The sequence below is a fragment of the Sphaerisporangium krabiense genome (assembly GCF_014200435.1).
GTDB lineage: Bacteria > Actinomycetota > Actinomycetes > Streptosporangiales > Streptosporangiaceae > Sphaerisporangium > Sphaerisporangium krabiense.
The window spans coordinates 322,827-342,977 of sequence record NZ_JACHBR010000002.1 but is presented as its reverse complement, the minus strand read 5'-3'; the positions used below and the strand labels follow the sequence as shown (position 1 = coordinate 342,977).

11 protein-coding genes are annotated in these 20,151 nt (G+C 71.1%); 4 read left to right on the top strand and 7 right to left on the bottom strand.

Features of this window, described 5'->3' with window-relative positions; all coding sequences use genetic code 11:
- Positions 1-22 precede the first annotated feature (22 nt).
- The gene (locus tag BJ981_RS29505) at positions 23-1,021 is read right to left on the bottom strand and encodes a methyltransferase (protein WP_239139815.1); all 999 of its coding nucleotides are present in this window, start codon (positions 1,019-1,021) and stop codon (positions 23-25) included.
- 499 nt (positions 1,022-1,520) lie between these two features.
- Here BJ981_RS29505 and BJ981_RS29500 point away from each other — a divergent pair, with 499 nt between their 5' ends.
- Positions 1,521-1,850: a hypothetical protein gene (locus tag BJ981_RS29500; protein WP_184616700.1), complete on the top strand. Its 330-nt coding sequence runs from the start codon at positions 1,521-1,523 to the stop codon at positions 1,848-1,850.
- 331 nt (positions 1,851-2,181) lie between these two features.
- A complete protein-coding gene (locus BJ981_RS29495) occupies positions 2,182-8,208 on the top strand; it encodes a DNRLRE domain-containing protein (RefSeq protein ID WP_184616699.1) in 6,027 nt (2,008 codons plus the stop codon).
- Between the two features lie 179 nt (positions 8,209-8,387).
- Here the strand turns inward: BJ981_RS29495 and BJ981_RS29490 are convergent, their stop codons facing one another.
- From BJ981_RS29490 to BJ981_RS29480, 3 genes are all read right to left on the bottom strand, one after another.
- Entirely contained in the window at positions 8,388-10,715 is a 2,328-nt protein-coding gene (locus tag BJ981_RS29490) for an ATP-binding cassette domain-containing protein (RefSeq protein WP_184616698.1), read from the bottom strand.
- A gap of 253 nt (positions 10,716-10,968) precedes the next feature.
- Positions 10,969-12,378, bottom strand: a complete 1,410-nt coding sequence (locus BJ981_RS29485) for an FAD-dependent oxidoreductase (protein WP_184616697.1) — start codon at positions 12,376-12,378, stop codon at positions 10,969-10,971.
- 38 nt (positions 12,379-12,416) lie between these two features.
- Positions 12,417-13,586 carry an epoxide hydrolase family protein gene (locus BJ981_RS29480; protein ID WP_184616696.1) on the bottom strand — a complete coding sequence of 390 codons (1,170 nt, stop codon included), beginning with the start codon at positions 13,584-13,586 and terminating at the stop codon, positions 12,417-12,419.
- Between the two features lie 705 nt (positions 13,587-14,291).
- Here BJ981_RS29480 and BJ981_RS29475 point away from each other — a divergent pair.
- Both BJ981_RS29475 and BJ981_RS29470 read left to right on the top strand, forming a co-directional pair.
- Positions 14,292-15,398, top strand: coding sequence for a serine hydrolase domain-containing protein (locus tag BJ981_RS29475; RefSeq protein ID WP_184616695.1), 1,107 nt, complete (start codon positions 14,292-14,294; stop codon positions 15,396-15,398).
- 151 nt (positions 15,399-15,549) lie between these two features.
- Positions 15,550-16,119 (top strand): dihydrofolate reductase family protein, encoded by a 570-nt coding sequence (locus BJ981_RS29470; protein WP_204070558.1) that lies wholly within the window; start codon positions 15,550-15,552, stop codon positions 16,117-16,119.
- 13 nt (positions 16,120-16,132) lie between these two features.
- On the opposite strand, the gene BJ981_RS29465 is transcribed toward BJ981_RS29470, so the two are convergent.
- From BJ981_RS29465 to rfbH, 3 genes are read right to left on the bottom strand one after another with little or no spacing between them, the layout of a single operon-like run.
- A complete protein-coding gene (locus tag BJ981_RS29465; RefSeq protein ID WP_184616693.1) occupies positions 16,133-17,215 on the bottom strand; it encodes a glucose-1-phosphate thymidylyltransferase in 1,083 nt (360 codons plus the stop codon).
- A gap of 30 nt (positions 17,216-17,245) precedes the next feature.
- Positions 17,246-18,580 (bottom strand): nucleotide disphospho-sugar-binding domain-containing protein, encoded by a 1,335-nt coding sequence (locus BJ981_RS29460; RefSeq protein ID WP_184616692.1) that lies wholly within the window; start codon positions 18,578-18,580, stop codon positions 17,246-17,248.
- A gap of 55 nt (positions 18,581-18,635) precedes the next feature.
- Positions 18,636-19,940 (bottom strand): lipopolysaccharide biosynthesis protein RfbH, encoded by a 1,305-nt coding sequence (gene rfbH / locus BJ981_RS29455; RefSeq protein ID WP_184616691.1) that lies wholly within the window; start codon positions 19,938-19,940, stop codon positions 18,636-18,638.
- Between the last annotated feature and the right edge of the window lie 211 nt (positions 19,941-20,151).

The following is a 20,151-nucleotide window of genomic DNA, read 5'->3' as shown; positions in this document are numbered from 1 at the left end:
CTTCCTTTCCCCGTCCCGCCGCTCAGCGAGCGGCGAGCTCGACGACGGACAACCTGCCCGCCCGGTGGACCCCGGTGATGGCCAGCCCGCGGTCCGCCGCCAGGGCGGCGAGGTCGGTGAGCCCGCGCTCCTTGCCGCCGTAGTAGACGAGCATCCGCAGGTCCATCCCGGTGTGCGGCGACTCCCCGTCGTCGCCGATGTTCTCGACGATGAACACGCGCCCGTCACGGCCCGCCGCGTCCGCGCAGCGGCCCAGGATCGCGCGCACCGCCTCGTCGTTCCAGTTGTGGACGATGAGCGACAGCACGTACCCGCCCGCGCCCGGCGGCAGCGGGTCGAAGAAGCTGCCCGCCACCGCGTCCGCGCGGTCGGCAAGGCCCGCGGCGGCCAGCGCCTTGCGCGCGGCCTCGGCGGTCTCCGGCTGGTCGACGACCGTGCCGCGCAGGGCGGGGTGCCGCTCCAGCAGGGCGATCAGCAGCGAGCCGTCCCCGCCGCCGACGTCCACGACGTGCCCGAGCGCCCCCCAGTCGTACGCCCCGGCGATGGCGGGCGCGCGCACCGGCATGTCCTTGGCCATCGCGGCGTCGAACGCCTCGCCGAGCGCCGGGTTCAGCGCCAGGTCGTCCCAGAAGGTGTGGCCGAACAGCAGCGGGAACGCCGGCTCGCCGGTGCGGACGCTGTGCAGCAGGTGGGCGAACGCCAGCTCGGCGCGGCCGACCCACGCCTCGATGTCGAGCTGGGCGCGCATGCCGTCGGGGTGGTCGTCGCGCAGCGGGTCGCCCGTGGCGGTCAGCGCGTACCGGCCCTCGGCGTCGCGGGCGAGCACTCCCCTGGCGGCCAGGTAGCGCATGAGCCGTTCCAGCGCGTCGGCGTCGGCGTTCACCACCGGGGCCAGCGCGGCGGCGGTGTCCACGCCGCGGGCGATGTGGTCGGCGATCCTCAGCGTCGCCGCGACGCGCACGGCCATGGGCGTCCCCAGATGGGCCATCGCCCACAGCTCGGCCCCGCTCCCAGCAACCACCACGTCCTCCTCCACCCCAGGCTGCGGTCACCGCACCCGCGCGGCGGACGTCCTCGGCGGCGGGTACGGGCACGTCAATGCTGAGGGCCCACGGGCTTCCCCGCACCTTCCAGATTGCGGCGTCCGCCACCTGGGGCGCGTCTGGGGCCGTTTCCCCTCCCTCCGCATCCGGCCGGGCGCCCGGCCGGCCTGGCACGCCGGCGACGTTCCCGGAGCGCCGTCCCCTCGGACACCCATTCATTTCGACCGGCCGCGAATGAATGTTCCGAGAGTCACCGGAGACGAAATCCCATATTCGGAATGCCGCACCGCCGACAAGGAAAAGGGCGCCGCAAGTACGGCGCCAGAACGCCGCTCGAACCCTCCGGCATCCTATGCAAGGTCGCGCGCTTCGCACGGCGCGTAGCGTCTTACGCCGCCCGGACATGGCCGAGATCTCCACCTGCCGCACGACCGCGCCGGCGTGTCGGGCGGCATCAATTCTCGAAAAGGAGCATGGATGCGATTCATCGACAAGTGTGCGATATCGGCTGCGGCCTGCGTATCGCTCGTCGGCACAAGCCTCGTCACGGCCGCTCCGGCCCACGCGGGACCGGTCGGCTGCTCGGCCATCGTCCTCCCGGACACACCGGACTTCACCGGCGGTTCCGGGGTGTCGACGTGCGCGGGTGGTTCCGGGAGCCACCGGGTCAAGGTCTCCTGCGATCGTCGATACACGACCGACGTCATTCGATACGGCCCGTGGGTCGGAACCTCGAAGGAATCGTTCGCGCCCTGCGCCGGCAACGAGACGCCGAGGGTGGCATGGGTGCAGACCCAAGGCGATTGATCGCCACCCCCTTCACCGCGGGCACAGATGACAGGAATTCCTCGTCCGCGGATTCTTCACGGCGGCATTCATCCTGACCGGTCCGGCCGCCGGACGTTCAGAACGGCGCGCGGAAGAACCACGCGAAGACACCTCTCCCTCACCCCATTTCGAAGATCGGAGCCCGATGTCCCGATTACCTACAAGCTTTTTCGCCACGGTGCGCCACCGGCGCTTCACACGGCGCGCCGCGGTGCTGATCCTCACCCCTGCTCTGGCCCTGACTCCGGTCACCGCCGACCGGACGTCCGCACAGGACCCTCCCTCGCGGTCGCCGGAGCGGACGGTCCCGGTGACCGAGCGCCCGGATCGCGTGTCGGCATCGCTGGCGGCGCGCTCCCAGGGCAGCCGTGTCCTCGTCACCGGCGAGACGACGGAGTCGAACCTCACCTACGCCAATGCCGACTCCACCTTCACCATCGAGGCGGCGGGCGGGATCGCCCGGGTCAAGCGGGGCGAGGCGTGGGTCCCGGTGGACCCGGCGCTGGCCGAGGCCGGCGGTGTGCTGCGCCCGCGCGCGACCAAGGCCGACGTGGAATTCTCCGCCGGCGGCGGCGACCGTCCGCTGGCGAAGATGTCCTACGGTGACGGACGGTTCATCGCGTTGTCGTGGCCGACCGCGTTGCCCAGGCCCACCGTGAAGGGCGCCGTCGCCACGTACGCCGACGCCGCCGGCCGAAACGCCGATCTCGTGGTGACCGCCCTTCCCGCGGGTTTCCGCCACGATGTGGTCCTGCGTCAGCGCCCCACCGCACCGGTGAGATTCGAGCTTCCCGTGCAGACCGAGGGCGTCACGCTCGGCGTCACCGAAGACGGCGGCCTGAAGCTCAGCACGGGCAAAGGCGAGGTCGTCGCCTCCGCTCCCGCGCCGGTCGTGTACGAGTCTCCCCCGGGCGACGGCCCTCGGCCCGCACGGGCGACAGGGGCACGCGCTCCGATCGCCGCCCGCGTGACGGGCGGGAAGGCACGGCGGACGCTCGTCCTCGAACCCGACGCCAAGTTCCTGGCCGACCCTCGGACGCGCTACCCGGTGACGGTCGATCCCACCACCACCCTCACCTCGCTCGCGGCGCGGACCCTCAACTCCCCCTGCACGAACGGGCACGCCGGCGAGGCGACGAGCTGGGAGCTCAGCCCGGCGATCAGCGGCAACGACGACTACGAGTGCGGGTACGCGGCGAACGGCTCACGGGTGAGCCGAGGGCTGATCCGGTTCGACACCGCGAGCCTGGCCGGGCAGGACGTGGTCGACGCCAGGCTGGAGCTCGTCGGCGACCTGCTCCACTGCCCCGCGGGTCAGCGCCTCCGGGTGCGCCGCCTCACCGGTACCTGGAACCCCAACTCGGTCACGTGGTCCGGCCAGCCGGCCTCCACCGCCGACGGTGAGGTCCTCTCGGCGCCCCCCGCGGTGTGCGGCCCCACCTCGTACACCGAGGACACCCCCTGGTCGATACCGGTGACCGCGATCGCCAAGGCCTGGGCCGGCGGCGCGGCGGGCCGCGGCCTGGTCCTGGCCCCCGGCGACGAGCAGAACCGCGCCGAGAGCTTCGGCTGGTACTTCGACGACGGCGGGGCCACCGCGCCCAAGCTGGTGGTGACCTTCGGAACGACGCCCTGGATCGACGGCCAGGCGCGGCTGCAGCCGGTGGCGGCCGGCGACCACAAGTACTACACCAACACCCTCACGCCCACGCTCTTCGCGGGCGTCCGCGACATCGACGGCGGCCTGCTGCGCGCCGAGTACCAGGTCGAGCATGACCCGTCCGTCCCCCAGCAGGGCACCGGCCTGGCCTGGTCCGGGGCGGTCGACGACGTGCCCGCGGGCACGGAGGCCAGGATCACGATCCCGTCCGGGTACCTGAGCGACGGCTGGAAGCTGCGCTGGCGGGCCCGCGCGAGCGACGGCTCCTCCGTCTCGGCCTGGTCGGAGTGGCAGGTCGTCACCGTGGACGCGACACCGCCCACGGCCGAGATCCACTGCACCTACCCCTCCGGCCAGTGGCGCGCGCCGATCACGGACGCCGAGTGCGGGGTGTACACCGAGGGCACCGACGCGGAGGATCCCGAGCCCACCGAGATCTGGTGGGGGCTGGATGATCCCGGCCTTCCCGAGTTGCGGAAGGACGGCTGGGGGTGGACCGGTGACCAGAAGGCGATCTGGTTCCCGATCGAGGCCACGAGCGGCCGGCACACGCTCTATGCCAAGGTCCGCGACAAGGGGCACAACACCTCCACGCTCGCCACGTACACCTTCGGGGTCGGCGCCGGCGGCCTGACCGGTCTCAAGCCGGGCGCTCGTACCCAGGGCTCGGTCACCCTGGCCGCCGCGGCACCGCCGGGCCGTACCGACGTCCGGTACGAGTACCGGGCGAGCCTCTACGACCTCGACGATTGGGTCACGGTGCCCTCGGCCGACGTTACCGTCCCGGGTTCCGGCCGGCCTTTGGCGGCGTGGCCGCAGAACCGCACGAACACCGCGGAAGACTTCGGCCCGCTGTCATGGGACCTGGCCAAGTCCCTCCATGACGCGTCCGTCGCCGACGGCACGATCGAGGTACGGGCCTGCCTGTCCGGCGGTGCCACCGGCGAGGAGTGCACCGACCCGGCCAGGGTGACGCTCGACCGGTCCGCGTTCGGCGGCTCCTACGCCACGGCGAACGTCGGCCCGGGCAAGGTCGCCCTCCAGTCCGGCGACTACCTCGTCAGCCTCACCGACGCCGACCTGTTCGGCGTGCAAGTGCGCCGGTCGCTCACCACGCTGGTCCCCGAAGCCGAACGCGCCGACGAGCAACTCGCCGAAAACAAGATCTTCGGGCCTGGCTGGCGCGCCGGCTTCCCCGCCGGTCTGAGCGCGAACGATTACGCCCTCGTGGGCGAAGGAGAGTCGGGGTCCCTGCAGATGCTGGGCTCGGACGGCTCGACCCTGTCCTACGTCAAGGACGGCGCCGGGTTCGCCGGAGTCGGCGACGCGGCCGACGGCTCCCGGATCACCCCCTCCGGGGATCAACTGGTCTTCACCGACCCGGTCGGCGCCAAGACCACCTACACCGAGGTCCTCGGCCGCTGGGTCGTCGCGCGGACCGAGTCGTCGGCGACCGAGTCCGCGGTCACCTACTTCCGCGACGCGCAGGGACGGATCACCCGTGTGCTCGCGCCGGTGTCGGCGGGCGTCACCTGTGGCGCCACCCTGACCGCCGGTTGCCGGGCGCTGGAGCTCTCGTACGCCGCGGCCACGACGGCGACGGGGGTCGCGTCCGGATGGGGCGACTTCGCGGGCCAGGCCAGGACCGTCTCGTTCACCGCGTTCGACCCGGCGGCCAACGCGATGAGGACCAGCGTGATCGCGTCGTACCGGTACGACACGACCGGGCACCTGCGCCAGGTCACCGACCCGCGCCTCGGCCTGTCGACGGTGTACTACTACAACGGTGAAGGGCGCGTCTCCCAGATCACTCCGCCGGGTCTGGCGCCATGGCGGATGGAGTACGACACACGCGGCCGGATCTCCCATGTCCAGCGCGAGAACGGCGACACGGACCTCACCCAGGCGGTCGCCTACGACGTCCCGATCGGCGGCGCCGGCGCCCCGGTCGACCTCACCGTGACACAGACGGCGAAGTGGGGCCAGACGAGCGATCTTCCCGTGGTGGGGACCGCCGTCTTTCCCGCGACGCGTGTTCCCGCCCGGGGCACCGACGGCGCCTACCGGCCGGGCGGCGGCGACTGGGAGTACGGCCGGATCACCTACATGGACGTCAACGGCCGGCCGGTCAACATGGCCGACTACGGGGCGGGCGCCTGGCAGGTGGGCACCAGCCGCTTCGACGACAAGGGGAACGTCGTCTGGAATCTGTCCCCCCGCAACCGTGCCCACGCCCTGACGCCGAACGGGGAGACCGATCCCTATGTGGCCGGCCGCAGGGACTCCGCCGAGCGCGCCGACCTGCTCGCCGGAATCGACGTGTACAACGAGGACAGCGACGTCCTGTCCCGGCTGACGCCCGCGCGTCCCGTGGTGCTCGTCTCCGGCGCGGTGGTCTCGGCACGGCAGCGCACGACGTACGCCTACGACGAAGGGAAGCCCAGCAGTTCCATCCGATACCACCTGATCACCACCACCAAGGTCGAACCGCTCGTCCTGGACGGCACCGCGGCGCCGGACGCCGGCGACGTTCGCACGACCAGGACCGGCTATGACCCGGTCATGGCGGGCGACACGTCCGGGTGGACGCTGCGGATGGCGACGAGCGCCACGACCGTCATGCCAGGGCAGGCCGATATCGTCCAGCGCACGCGCTACGACGCGGCCGGGCGCGAGATCGAGTCGCGCATGCCCAGGTCCGGCGGCGCCGACGCCGGCACCACCGTGAGCCACTACTACACCGCGGACCCGCAGCCCGGCGTTCCAGAATGTGGGAACAAGCCTCAGTGGTCGGGCCTTTCGTGCCGCACGGCACCCGCCGCGCAGCCGTCCGGCCGGCCGATACCGGCCACCACGCTGACCTATGGATACCTGGAGCAGATCACCTCCAGAACGGATCGCTCCGGGAGCACCACGCGCACGTCGACCTCCGGCTACGACGCCGCGGGGCGTCTCACGTCGACCACGGTCGCGGTGACACCGGCCGCCGCCGGCGGCACCCCCGTGCCCGACATCACCTACGCCCATGACCCGGACACCGGCCTGCCGGCGACGGTCAGCGCCGGAGGAAGCACCATCACGACCGGATACGACTCGCTGGGCCGGGTCATCTCCTACTCGGAGCCGGGCAACACCGCGAGCTACACCTATGACGAGTTCGGCAGGACCGCCACCGTCAGCGACGGCAAGGGAACCGCCACGCACACCTACGACGGCACCGACGCCGCCGGCAAGCAGGAGCGACGCGGCCAGGTGACGAAGATCGACGTCAGCGGTGTGGGGGCGTTCACGGCGGCCTACGACGCCGACGGCCGCCAGACCGGATACGGCCTGCCGGGCGGCCTCACCGCCACGTACAGGTTCGACAACACGGGCGCCCCGGCCTCGCTGACCTACGCCAAGAACGGCGCCACCTGGATGAGTTTCACCGCGACCTCCGACGTCCTGTCCCGCACGGTGCGCGCCACCGGTCCCGCCGGCGATCAGCGGTACGCGTACGACGCGGCCGGACGGCTCACGAAAGCGGAGGACACGTGGGCGCGGTCATGCGTCACCCGTGTCTACGCGTACGACGCCGACACCAACAGGACCGGTCTGAGCACCTACCCGTCCGCGCCGGGGGGCGCCTGCTCGACGAACACCGCGCCCGCGGTGGTCACCCACGCCTACGACGCCGCCGACCGTATCGCCGATCCCGGATACACCTACGACGATCTCGGAAGAGTGCTGACCACGCCGGCCGCTCACGTAGCCGACGGCGGAAACGTGACCAGCGCGTACTTCGCCAACGACGTGGTCGCCGGCCTGGACCAGGGAGGACGGTCGCAGACGTTCACCATCGATCCGATCGGCCGGATCCGGACCATGGGCGACGCCGATGGGACGATCACCGATCACTACTCCTCCGGCTCCGACAGCCCCGCCTGGATCTCCGAGACGAACGGGGCCTGGACGCGGTACGTCTTGGCGTTCGACCGTCTGGCCGCCGTGCAGGCGAGCGACGGCACGGTCAAGCTGCAACTGACCAACCTGCACGACGATGTCGTGGGCACCACCGGCACCACCGCGTCGGCCGGCCTGGACGCCTACTTCGAGTTCACGGAGTTCGGGGCCGCGCGCGACGACACGGGCGCGGGCAAACGCTTCGGCTGGCTCGGCGCCAAAGAGCGCTCGGCCGACCCCCTGGGCGGGCTGGTCCTCATGGGGGTACGCCTCTACAACCCGGGAACCGGGCGCATGCTCCAGTCCGACCCGGTCACCGGCGGCTGCGCCAACCGTCAGGACTACGCGATGCAGGATCCCGTCAATGGGCTGGATCTCGATGGGCGGGCGTGCCGGAAGAGGTTGAACCACGACAAACTCCAGTCCTGCCTCGCGGCGGCGGCGATCGCCATCGAAGTCGCCACGGCCGCGTGTGCCACCGCCTGTGGGGCGACTCTGGGCCTCGCCTGCGTGTGCTTCATCGCCGTGGTCGCCGTGGCCACCGCGTTGATCGCCGCGTGCTGGCTGAGCTCACGGGAGACCTGCTGCACACAGAACAAGACCGTGACCTCGAAGGTGACCACGTCCAGTCGTGTTTGCGCGAAGCGCAACAAGAAGGGTCAGTGCACGAAATGGACGACCCGAAAGATCACCTCACACATCTCAAAGACGTACACGACAGAAGTGTGCAGATGAGCAACGCGTTCGGGCCGCGACGCCGAGACGGACGACGGAGTCCCGGCTGACGACCTCATGGCCGATGACGCACTGACAAGAGGCTTCCCCGGTCCGCGGACCGGGGAAGCCTCGTCTCTGATGACCGGCACCTCTCGTCTCCCAGGGATCCGGTCGGTGACCTCCGGCTCCGCGAGCCGTCAGGCGGGGTCGCCCACGGCGTGCGTCGCGCGGTAGAGGCGCAGGTGCTCGCCGGTCAGCGACTCGGCGGAGTTCAGCAGGTCGCGCGGGGTGCCGGTGAAGACGATCTCGCCGCCGGACTTGCCGCCGTCGGGGCCGAGGTCGATGACCCAGTCGGCCTGCTGGACGACGTCCAGGTTGTGCTCGATGAGCACGACGGTGTTGCCCTTGTCGACCAGGCCGTCGAGCAGGGCGAGCAACGTGTCGATGTCGGACATGTGCAGGCCGGTGGTGGGCTCGTCCAGCACGTACACGCCGCCGGTGCGGCCGAGCTGCGTGGCGAGCTTGATGCGCTGGCGCTCGCCGCCGGACAGCGTGCTGAGCGGCTGGCCGAGGCTGAGGTAGTCCAGGCCGACCTCGACGAGCGGGCGCAGCTTGCGGCGCAGCGCGGCCTCGGTGAAGAATTCGACGGCGTCCTCGGCGGACAGCTCCAGCACGTCGGCGATCGACTTGCCGCGCAGCTTGTGCTCCAGCACCGCGTCCTTGAAGCGCCGCCCGTCGCAGACGTCGCAGTGCGTGGTCACCGGGTCCATGTAGGCCAGCTCGGTGATGATCACGCCGCGGCCCTGGCACTCCTCGCAGGCGCCCTCGGAGTTGAAGCTGAACAGCCCGGCCGCGGCGCCGGTGGCCTTGGCGAACAGGTTGCGGATGGGGTCCATCAGGCCGAGGTAGGTGGCCGGCGTGGAGCGGGAGGACGCGGCGATCGCCGACTGGTCCACGAAGATGGTGTCGGGGTGGGCCTTGACGAAGACCTCCGCGATCAGGCTGCTCTTGCCGGACCCGGCGACGCCGGTCACCGCGGTGAGCACGCCGGTGGGCACGTCCACCGACACGTTCTTCAGGTTGTGCAGGGTGGCGCCGGTGATGGCGAGCGCGCCGGTCGGCTCGCGGTAGGTCTCCTTGCCGCGCACGGCCCGGCGCAGCCCCTCCCCGGTCAGCGTCGCCGCGGCGCGCAGCCCGGCGACGTCGCCCTCGAAGACGATCTCGCCACCGTGCGCGCCCGCCTTGGGGCCGACGTCCACGACGTGGTCGGCGATCTGGATGACGTCGGGGTCGTGCTCGACGACGATCACGGTGTTGCCCTGGTCGCGCAGCGCGCGCAGCAGGGTGTTGAGGCGTCCGACGTCGCGCGGGTGCAGGCCGACGCTGGGCTCGTCGAAGATGTACGTCATGCCGGTCAGCGTGCTGCCGAGGTGCCGGACGAGCTTGAGCCGCTGGCTCTCGCCGCCGGACAGCGTGGCGGTCGCGCGGTCCAGGCTGAGGTAGCCGAGGCCGATGGCCTCCACCCGGGCCAGGGCGGTGCGGGCGGCCTGCGCGATGGGCGTGGCCACCGGGTCGTCGATCTCGCCGAGCACCTGGATCAGGTCGGAGATCTGCATGCGCGACCAGTCGGCGATGTTCCGCCCGTCGATCTTCGTGGCGAGCGCGGCGGGGTTGAGCCGGGCGCCGTCGCAGGCGGCGCAGGTGCCCTCGCTGATGAAGCGCTGGATCTGCTCGCGGGTGCGCTCGCTGACCGTGCTCAGGTCGCGCTTGACGCCGAGGCGGGTGAAGCGGTCGATCACGCCCTCGTAGTTGGTCTTGTAGGAGCCGCTCTTCACGTTGAGCTGCACCTTGAAGCCGCTGCCGCGGGTGAACAGCTCCCACTCCTCGGCGGTGTAGTCCTTCAGCGGCTTGTCGGGGTCGAGCCGGCCGGAGTTGGCGTAGAGCTGCCAGTCGGCGCTGCCCACGCCGTAGTTGGGCAGCAGGATCGCGCCCTCGTTGAGCGACTTGGCCTTGTCGAACATCAGGTCCGGGTCGGCGCGGACGGCCTGGCCGAGCCCGTCGCACTCGGGGCACATGCCCTTGGGGTCGTTGAACGAGTACGTGGAGACCAGGCCGTCGGTCGGCGAGCCGTGGCGGGCGAACAGCGCGCGGATGACCGAGTAGATGTCGGTCATCGTGCCGACGGTGGAGCGCGCGTTGCCGCCGACCGGCTTCTGGTCCACGACGACCGGCGCGGTCAGGTTCTCGATCGCGTCCGCCTGCGGCCGCTCGTACTTGGGGAGCTGGTTGCGGATGAACGCGGGGAACGTGCCGTTGAGCTGGCGCTGCGCCTCGACGCCGATCGTGTCGAAGACGATGGACGACTTGCCGGACCCCGACACCCCGGTGAACACGGTGATCTTGTTCTTGGGGATGGTCAGGGACACGTCCTTGAGGTTGTTCTCCCGAGCTCCGACGACGCGGATGCCGTCCGCCGCCTCCACGGCCGCCCGTGCCGGCCCCGGCCTCTCCACGGTGACGCTCATGGACTCCCCTTTTCCTGGTCGTTTCCCTGGTCGCGTGACGTTCCGCTCACCCGGCGTCGCCGCCGGAGCCCATGCCGGCGCCCGGTGCGCGCGGACGCGGCTGGGCCGACCAGCCTGGCAGCCCCGTGTCGCGCGCGCATCTTCCTGCGTGCGGTCTTTCCCGGGACGCCGAGGGGCTCCCGGAAGACGCGAAGAGGTCCGGCGGGCGGGAGCGTCCGTCCCGCCCGCCGGACCGTCCGGGGTCCCGTTTCGATCAGGCGGGAACGGGAACCCGGTCCGCCAGCTCCGGCCGGGAGACCTGCCAGTTCGGCGCGCTGGGCTGCGGATCGGGCTTGGCGTTCCAGATGACCCGGAACATCATGTCCGGGCTCATCAGGTCCTGCGGCGAGTCGACGAGCCCGGCGACGCGCATGAACGTCCTGGTGATGGCGCCGTCCCGGGTCGCGGACGCCTGCAGCATCGCCATGTAGTTGTTCATGATGCGCACCATCGGCGGGCGGGGCGCCTCCACCTCCTCGTAGGCGAGGTCGCCGCCGGCCGAGACGCCCCACGGCACCTCGATGACGTTGGAGATGTCCTGGAGGAACGTCTTGGGGTCGGGCACGCCGCGCCGCAGGTGGTCGCGCAGCGTGAGGGATTCGAGCGCGGCGACGGTCATGCCCTGGCCGTACACCGGGTTGAAGCTGCACGCGGCGTCGCCGAGCACGAGCAGGCGCTCGGGGAAGCGCTCCAGCCGCTCGTAGTGGCGCCGGACGCTCGCCGGGTACTTGAAGGCGACCAGGTCGTCCAGCGGCTCGGCGTCCTTGATGACGTCGTAGATGTCCGGCACCGGCAGCGACTTGACGAAGTCCATGAAGCCCTCGCGGTCGGTCGGCGCGGCGTCGCCGAGGACGCCGGTCAGCGACAGCGCGGACTTGCCGTTCTCGATCCGGGAGAAGAACGCGCCGCGCGGGTGCGACGGCGAGGACACCGGGTTGATCGAGAGGTCGCCGTTGAGGATGCTCTCGTCGCGCAGCCGGAACTGCCCGCTCGTGTACGTCAGGTTGACCTTGATCTGCGACTCTTCCGGACGCTCGTAGCCGAGCTCCTCCAGCCAGACGGGCGTGCGCGAGCCGCGGCCGGTGGCGTCGACCACCAGGTCGGCCTCGATGATCTCCTCGGCCGCGCCGCCGCCGTGCCGCTGCACGCGCACGCCGGTGACCCGGTCGCCCTCGGGCGTGGCGACGAGACCGGCGATGTCGGTCTCCTCGATGAAGCGGACGTTCGGCAGGGCCTGCACGCCCTCGCGGACGTGGGCCTCCAGCACCGGGCGAGCCGCCGACACGCACAGCAGGCCGGTCGCGCGCGGCTTGAGGCGCACGCCGTTGAAGTACCAGCGCAGCGTGCCGAGGTCGCCGGTGGGGACGCCCGCGGCGATGGTGCGCTGGGTGAAGCCGGGGAACAGCTCCTCGAGGATCTGCTGCCCGCGGGCGAGCAGTCCGTGCACGTGACGGCCCTGGGGCACCCCGCGGCGCGCGGTGGTCACCCCGATCAGCTTGTCACGGTCGACGATCAGCACCTCGGCGTACGACTCCGACAGCACGCGCGCCGCCAGCAGGCCCGCCATGCTCCCGCCGAGAACGACCGCGCGGTTTCCTACTGGGTTTCCTGCAAGGTCGGCCATGACCGTCACCTCACCTTTCTCCTGCTCACGTCGCCTGTTCAGGCCCGGGCCGGCTCGCGGACCAGCGAGCGGGCGAAGGCGCGGACGTCACCGACGAGCAGCTCGGGCTGCTCCATGGCGGCGAAGTGGCCGCCCTTCTCGAACTCCGTCCACCGGGTGATGGTCGGGATGACCTTCTCGCCCCACGACCGGATCGGCCGGGTGGCGTCGCCGGGGAAGACCGCGACGGCGGCCGGCATGGTGAGCGGCCAGGGGCCGCCCCAGGTCTGGGCGAAGGCGGCGTCGCCGTAGGAGGACTCGCGGTAGAACTGCGCCGAGGAGCCCGCGGTCGCGGTCAGCCAGTAGAGCGTGACGTTGGTCAGCAGCTCGTCGCGGTCCACCGCCTCCTCCGGGGAGTTCTCCGAGGCGGTCCACTCGTAGAACTTCTCGGTGATCCAGGCGAGCTGGCCGACCGGGGAGTCGGTGAGCGCGTAGGCCAGGGTCTGCGGGCGGGTGGACTGGATCTTCTGCCAGCCGGTGCCGTCCTGCTGGAAGTGGCCGCCGTGCTGGAGCCGGCTCATGTCCTCGGCGTTCAGCTCGGCGATGGCCGCCTCGCTCGGCGGGAAGGTGACCAGCATGTTGATGTGGACGCCCGCGACGTGCTCGGGGTCCTCCAGGCCGAGCCGCAGCGAGATGACCTTGCCCCAGTCGCCGCCCTGGGCGATGTAGCGGTCGTAGCCGAGGCGGCTCATGAGCTCGGCCCACGCCCGCGCGACGCGGGGGACGTCCCAGCCGGTCTGGGTGAGGGACGAGAAGCCGTGGCCGGGGATCGACGGGATGACCACGTGGAAGGCGTCGGCCGGGTCGCCGCCGTGGGCGCGCGGGTCGGTGAGCGGGCCGATGACGTCGATGAACTCGACGAACGAGCCGGGCCAGCCGTGCGTGATGATCAGCGGGGTCGCGCCGGGCTCGGGCGAGCGGACGTGCAGGAAGTGCACGTCGGCGCCGTCGATCTCGGTGATGTACTGCGGGAAGCGGTTCAGCTTCTCCTCGGCCGCGCGCCAGTCGTAGCCCGAGCGCCAGTATTCGGCCAGTTCCTTGAGGTAGGCGACGGGAACACCGCGCTCCCAGCCGACGCCCGGCAATTCGTCGGGCCAGCGCGTGCCGGCGATTCTCCGCTTGAGGTCGTCGAGGTCGGCCTGAGGGATCTCGATTTTGAATGGACGCATTGGAGCACCTATTTCGTGTATAGGCGGTTTTCAGCCCGGCGGCACGCCTGGCTGCTGGACTTACCGAGGCCAATGGCCGGGAGGCGGTCCGGTTCAGCACGGCACCGGCGCCCGCCGCCCACCGCGCGCCCGCTTATGCGAATAAGGGATTCACCGCGCGGGATGGCGGGTTTCGCCGATTCCTCACCGCGTTATCGTCACGCCGCGGGACTTCCCGGTGCATCTTTTGGAATGCTGCGTTCCCTTCCGGGGACGCGTGCCTGTTCCGGGGGTATGAAGGCAGGCGTTTCCTGCGCGTTCACACGCGGGAAGACGGCGATTCGGGCCAGGCCGGACGGCCTATAGATCGCCCGCCGGGGACTGTCAAGGACGGCGGCGCGCCGGGAAAACGCGGGACCGGAATAGGTGAGGAGGAATGTGGCTTATGCACGGTTCAGGGGTCACCCCTACCGCACCGGTACCGCCGCGGGGCCGCACGGCGTGCCGGAGGACATTGCGTCATGCTGACCAGGGAAAGCTTCACGCCGGGCCTCCGGCATTCTTCTTCGAGAATGCTGTCTATCGGCGTCGCGTTGTCGGTTGACGGCCATCGGTAGAAAATTGTGAGAGGTCCCGGCAAGGCTGGACCTTTCGATCGGTACGACGATCCCGCTGCCGGCCCGCGCCGGCACGCGCTGCCCGACATCCACCATCAGAAGGACAGTGATGAGCGACCTTCAGCAGGAAGTGCAGAAGACCATCGACGAGCTGGTCGAGTCCGGAGCCGAGCGGGGCCTGCAGGTCGCCGTGTACAAGGACGGCGACCTGGTCGTGGACGCCGTGGCCGGCACCGACCCCGCCACCGACCGCCCCCTCACCAGCGACACCCCCGTCTACGTCGCCTCCACCGGCAAATCCCTCACCAGCACCCTCATCCACGTCCTGGCCGAACAAGGCGTCCTGGACTACGACACCCCCATCGCCCAGATCTGGCCCGAGTTCGCCGCCCACGGCAAGCAGGACGCCACCATCCGCCACGCCCTGGCCTTCACCGTCGGCGTCCCCGGCGTCCCGGAGGACTCCACCGCCGAAGACCTGCTCGACTGGGACAAGATCACCGCCGCCATCGCCGACACCCAGCCCTGGTGGGAACCCGGCACCAAGGTCGGCTACCACCCCCAGACCTTCGGCTACATCCTCGGCGAGATCGTCCGCCGCGCCACCGGCGACCCCATCTCCAAAGTCCTGCACGACAAGATCGCCACCCCCCTGGGCCTCCAGCGCGAGATCTACCTCGGCGTCCCCACCGAAGAACTCTCCCGCGTCGCCCGCCTGGAGCAGGTCGGCCCCCAGATGGACCTCGAACAACTGCGCGCCATGATGCCCACCTTCTTCAAGATCGCACCCCCCGCCGTCCAACTGTCGGCCGAACTGTGCAACCGCGACGACTACCTGGCCGCCGACATCCCCGCCGGCGGCACCATGACCGCCCGCGGCGTCGCCAAGGTGTACGCCGCCCTGGCCGGCCACATCGAAGGCACCACCCTGGTCTCCGACCAGCGCCTCAAGGAGATCTCCCAGGTCGCCGTCGCCGACACCGACCAGATCTTCGGCATGCCCACCCAATACGCCCTGGGCTACTCCATCGGCCGCCCCGTCCCCGACGCCCCCGCCGAGGCCACCATCATCGGCTGGCCCGGCGCCGGCGGCAGCGTCGCCGACGTCGACCTGACCAACGACATCGCCTTCGCCGTCACCAAGACCCGCTTCACCCCCGGCGACTACACCAACATCGCCCCGATCTCCGCCCTGGTCACCAAGCACCTCACCTGAGGCGGCCACGGCCCCGTCCTCCCAGACGGCCGGTCACCGATCGCGCACCGCCGCGTCCGGCGGTGCGCGATCGGGGCCGGCCGTCGCGCGTGACCGGCCCGACGGCCGCGCGCCACCCCATCACACGACAGATCCACTCATGGAGGTCCGTTTGTCCCGCAAGATCACCGCCGTCGTGTACGCCTCGCTGGACGGCGTCATCGAGAACCCCGAATGGTCGGTGCCCTACTTCAACGAGCAGGCCGCCAAGCGGGCCCGCGACACGCTGTTCGCCAGCGACGCCCTGCTGCTCGGCAGGCTCACCTACGAGGGCTTCGCCCAGGCGTGGCCCACCATGCCCGAGCAGCCGGGCCTGGAGGGCTTCGCGCACCGGATGAACACCCTGCCGAAGTACGTCGTCTCCGCGACCATCGAGAAGACCGAGTGGGGCCCGGTGACCGTCATCCGCGACGACGTCATCGCGCGGATCCGCACCCTGAAGGAGGAGCCGGGCGGCGGCATCCTCATCTACGGCGTCGGCCGGCTGGCCCACACCCTGCTCGAACACGGCCTGCTCGACGAGCTGGAGATCTGGTTCCACCCCGTCCTGGTCGGGACCACCGCCCCCGGCACGCAGATCGTGCGCGAGGGCGCCAGGTCCCTGCTGGAGCTGGCCGAGGCCACCACGTTCGACTCCGGCGTGGCCGTCCTGTCCTACCGCCCGGCGCCCGCGCCCGCGTGACGCGGGGCGGGCGTCAGGCGGCGATCTCGACGCGGGTGTGGTCGCCGACGACCAGGACGTGGCGCGCCTCGCCGTAGGCGGCCGGGTCCGCGGCGGCGGGGCCGACGACGGCCGAGCGGCCGATCAGCGAGCCGGCGAGCCCGGACACCCGCGAGATCGAGGCGCCGTCCATCACGATGGAGTCGGCCATGCGGGTGCCGCGCAGCACGCAGCCGCGGCCGACCGAGGTGCCGGGCCCGATGTGGCTGTCCTCCACGACGGTGCCCGCGCCGATGACGGCGGGACCGACGAGCCGGGAGCGCACCACGCGCGCCCCCGGCTCCACCACGACCCGCCCCTGGACGACGCTGGCCTCGTCCACGTCGCCGTGGACGGCGGGGGTCAGGCCGCCGAGCAGCCTGCGGTTGCAGGCCAGCACGTCCTCGATCTGGCCGGTGTCCTTCCAGTACCCGTGGTACTCGCTGGCCTTGACCTCGGCGCCGTTGCTCAGCAGCCACTGCACGGCGTCGGTGATCTCCAGCTCGCCCCGGGCGCTCGGGCCGATGGCCGCGACCGCCTCGTGGATCGCCGGGGTGAAGAAGTAGACGCCGAGCATGGCGAGGTCGCTGCGCGGGTGCTCCGGCTTCTCGGCCAGCCCCCGGACGGCGCCGGTGGAGTCGACCTCCACGACGCCGAACGCCCGGGGGTCGGCCACCCGGCGCACCACCACCTGCGCCGCCGGGCGCGCGGCCCGGAAGTCCTCGGCGACGTCGGCGACGCCGTCGGGCAGCATGTTGTCGCCGAGGTACATGACGAAGTCGTCCTCGCCGAGGAAGCCGCGCGCCAGCGTGACGCAGTGCGCGAGCCCGAGCGGCCGGTCCTGCGGGATGTAGGTGACCCGCGCGCCGAAGCGCGCGCCGTCCCCGATGACGTCGGCGATCTCGTGGGAGCGCTCACCGACGATCACGCCGATCTCGGTGACGCCGAGGTCGCGGATGTTCTCCAGCACGTACTCCAGCACGGGCTTGCCGGCGATCGGGATGAGCTGCTTGGGCATGGAGTAGCTGAAGGGCCGCAGGCGGGTGCCGGACCCGCCCGCCAACACCAGAGCCTTCATCGGCTGTCTCTCCTGGCTCTCTTCTGGCGCCTAGCCGCGCCGCCGGTGCCGCGCGGTCAGCTTCTCCAGGTCCGCGACGATGCCCGCGGGCGTCGGCTTGGCCAGCCACTCGTCGTGGACGGAGTTCGCGCCGTCCTTGAAGGAGGGGTCCTCCAGCAGCTTGACGATCGAGGTGCGGATCTCGTCCACCGACTGCGTCTGGTGGTCCAGGCGCAGGCCGGCGCCGTTGTCGACGATGTACTTGGCGGCGAGCTTGGACAGGATGTGCCGCTCGGGGATGACGAACTGGGCGTCCTCGCCCTCGCCGGTGATGGCCTGCCCCTGGCGCTCGTCGGTGTCGGCGACGAGCTGCGGCAGGTTCGCCGCGACCGAGGTCCAGAAGGTGCCGCTGGAGCCGTGGTTGATGCTCGCCGAGCAGGTCGGCAGCAGCTGCACGAGGGGCACGTAGTCGACCGTGCGGACGTTGTCGGGGATCCGGGTGACGCCTTCGAGCTGGTCCTTGTTCAGCGTCGCCACCAGCTCGATGTCCAGGTCGGACACCGCGTCGAAGATCTTGGGGGTGCGCCACTCGCCCTTGAAGTACAGCCGCGTCGACACCCCGACCGACAGCGCCACGCGGGGCCGCTCCGGCCGCCGGTACAGCCACTCGGGCTTCTCGCCGCCGCCGTTGTAGGGGATCCAGCGGACCGGCAGCGAGGAGGCGTCGACCGGCAGGCGCATGCCCTCGGGCATGGGGTCGATCGTCCACTGCCCGAGCAGCAGCTCGTCGTCGACCTCGACGCCGTACCGCTCGGCGAGGGGCGCCATCGCCGCGGCGAGCGGGTTGGCCTCGTGCGTGCCCGCGGCGCGGGCGTCGGCGAACCGCTGGACGGCCCACCCGCTGTAGTCGGGGGCCATCAGGATGCGGGCGTGCGCGGCGCCGCTGGCGCGGGCGGCCACGGCGCCGGCCGGGAACCACGGGTCCCACAGGACGAGGTCGGGCTGCCAGGCGCGGGCGAACTCGACCAGGCTCAGGTTGTCGGCGCTGGGCCGCGGCGGCAGGTGGAACTTCACGCCGAACAGCAGGAACTGGTAGAAGACATCCCAGTTGTCGCGGTCGGCGGGCGCGACCCCGAGCGCGTCGGCGAGGCGGGCCAGCTCGGCGTGGTCGGTCACGAGGTCGTCGCGCGACCAGTCCTGCGCGGACTGGGGGGCCTCGTCGCCGCGGGTCACGACGGCCGTCAGCCCGGCGGCCACGACGTGCTCGACGGCGCCGGGCGGGCCGGCGACGACCACCTCGTGCCCGGCGTTCTGCAACGCCTGGGCGTACGGGATCACCGGGTACAAATGGCACATCTGCGGCCAGACGGTGAGCATCACGCGCATATTCGTCTCCTTGGGGTCAGGACGTCACGGTCGGTCGGGGGTGGACGCGGCGCGCCTATCCACGTGCCTCCACGAACTCCTTGATGGAGGAGACGACGTATTCGATCATCTCGTCGGTCAGGCCCGGGTAGACCCCGACGTGGAAGGTCTGGGTGGTGATGATGTCGGTGTTGGTCAGCTCGCCGACCACACGGTGCGGCTGCTCCATGTAGGCGGGGTGGCGCAGCAGGTTGCCGCCGAACAGCCGCCGGGTGCCGATCTTGCGGTCCTCCAGGAAGGCGATCAGCTCGGACGCCTGGAACGGCGCCGCGGGGTCGACCGTGATGACGAAGCCGTACCAGCTCGGGTCGCTGCGCGGGGTGGCCACGGGCAGGATCAGGTGGCGGGTGCCCTCCAGGCCCTCGCGCAGGTGGCGCCAGTTGCGGCGGCGGGCCGCGCAGAAGTCGTCCACCTTGTTGAGCTGGCTGAGGCCGAGGGCGGCCTGCAGCTCCGTCGCCTTCAGGTTGTAGCCGACGTGCGAGTAGATGTACTTGTGGTCGTAGCCGGCGGGCAGCGTGCCCATCTGGTAGCTGAAGCGCTTGAGGCAGGTGTTGCTCTCGCCGGGCTCGCACCAGCAGTCGCGGCCCCAGTCGCGCAGGGACTCCACGATGCGCGACAGCGCGAGGTTGGAGGTCAGCACGCAGCCGCCCTCGCCCATCGTCATGTGGTGGGCGGGATAGAAGCTCACGGTGGACAGGTCGCCGAACGAGCCGGTCGGCTCGCCGTCGTAGAAGGAGCCGACGGCGTCGCAGTTGTCCTCGATGAGGAACATGTCGTGCTCGTCGGCGAGGGCGGCCATGTCCACCACGTCGAACGGGTTGCCGACCGCGTGCGCGATCATGATGGCCTTGGTCTTCGGCCCGATCGCCGCGGCGACCTTCTCGACCGTCGGGTTGTAGGTGCCGAGCTCGACGTCCACGAAGACCGGCACGAGGCCGTTCTGCAGGATCGGGCTGACCGTCGTCGGGAACGCCGCCGCGACCGTGATGATCTCGTCGCCGGGGCGCAGCCGCATCTCCTGCAGCTTGGGCGAGGTCAGGGCGGAGACGGCCAGCAGGTTGGCCGAGGAGCCCGAGGTGGTCAGGTGCGCCTTGCGCCGCTTCATCTTGCGCGCGAACAGCGACTCGAACTTGCGTGCCCGCGTGCCGGCGGCGACGCGCAGGTCCAGCGCCGCCTCGACCAGGGCGACCCGGTCCTCCACGTCGTGCACCGCGCCGGTGGGCCAGATCTCGGTGACGCCCGGCACGAACCCCTTGTCGGTCTGGGTGTCCTGGTGGAACTTGCGGACCTCGTCGAGGATCAGTGCCTTGTGGTCGTTCATCTCCGGTCCTCTACTCCTCGGATCGACGGTGCTGGACGGTCTCGGCGGACGTGCGGGGCGGTCGCTCCGCCGGGCGGCTGTCGGCCGCCCCGCCCTCGGGCGCTCGCCCGCGGCGGCCGGAGACGAATCGAGGAGGGCCGCGACAGCCGCTCTCCCGCGAGGAAACCTGGGGACGGGCGGGGGAAATACCCGCCCGGCGTTCACCTCCACA

Bases quoted from the DNA above. Each gene is read 5' to 3' on its own strand.
- BJ981_RS29490 (WP_184616698.1), bottom strand. From the start codon at position 10,715: ATGAGCGTCACCGTGGAGAGGCCGGGGCCGGCACGGGCGGCCGTGGAG.
- BJ981_RS29480 (WP_184616696.1), bottom strand. From the start codon at position 13,586: ATGCGTCCATTCAAAATCGAGATCCCTCAGGCCGACCTCGACGACCTC.
- BJ981_RS29465 (WP_184616693.1), bottom strand. From the start codon at position 17,215: ATGAAGGCTCTGGTGTTGGCGGGCGGGTCCGGCACCCGCCTGCGGCCC.
- BJ981_RS29475 (WP_184616695.1), top strand. From the start codon at position 14,292: ATGAGCGACCTTCAGCAGGAAGTGCAGAAGACCATCGACGAGCTGGTC.
- BJ981_RS29485 (WP_184616697.1), bottom strand. From the start codon at position 12,378: ATGGCCGACCTTGCAGGAAACCCAGTAGGAAACCGCGCGGTCGTTCTC.
- BJ981_RS29460 (WP_184616692.1), bottom strand. From the start codon at position 18,580: ATGCGCGTGATGCTCACCGTCTGGCCGCAGATGTGCCATTTGTACCCG.
- rfbH (WP_184616691.1), bottom strand. From the start codon at position 19,940: ATGAACGACCACAAGGCACTGATCCTCGACGAGGTCCGCAAGTTCCAC.
- BJ981_RS29500 (WP_184616700.1), top strand. From the start codon at position 1,521: ATGCGATTCATCGACAAGTGTGCGATATCGGCTGCGGCCTGCGTATCG.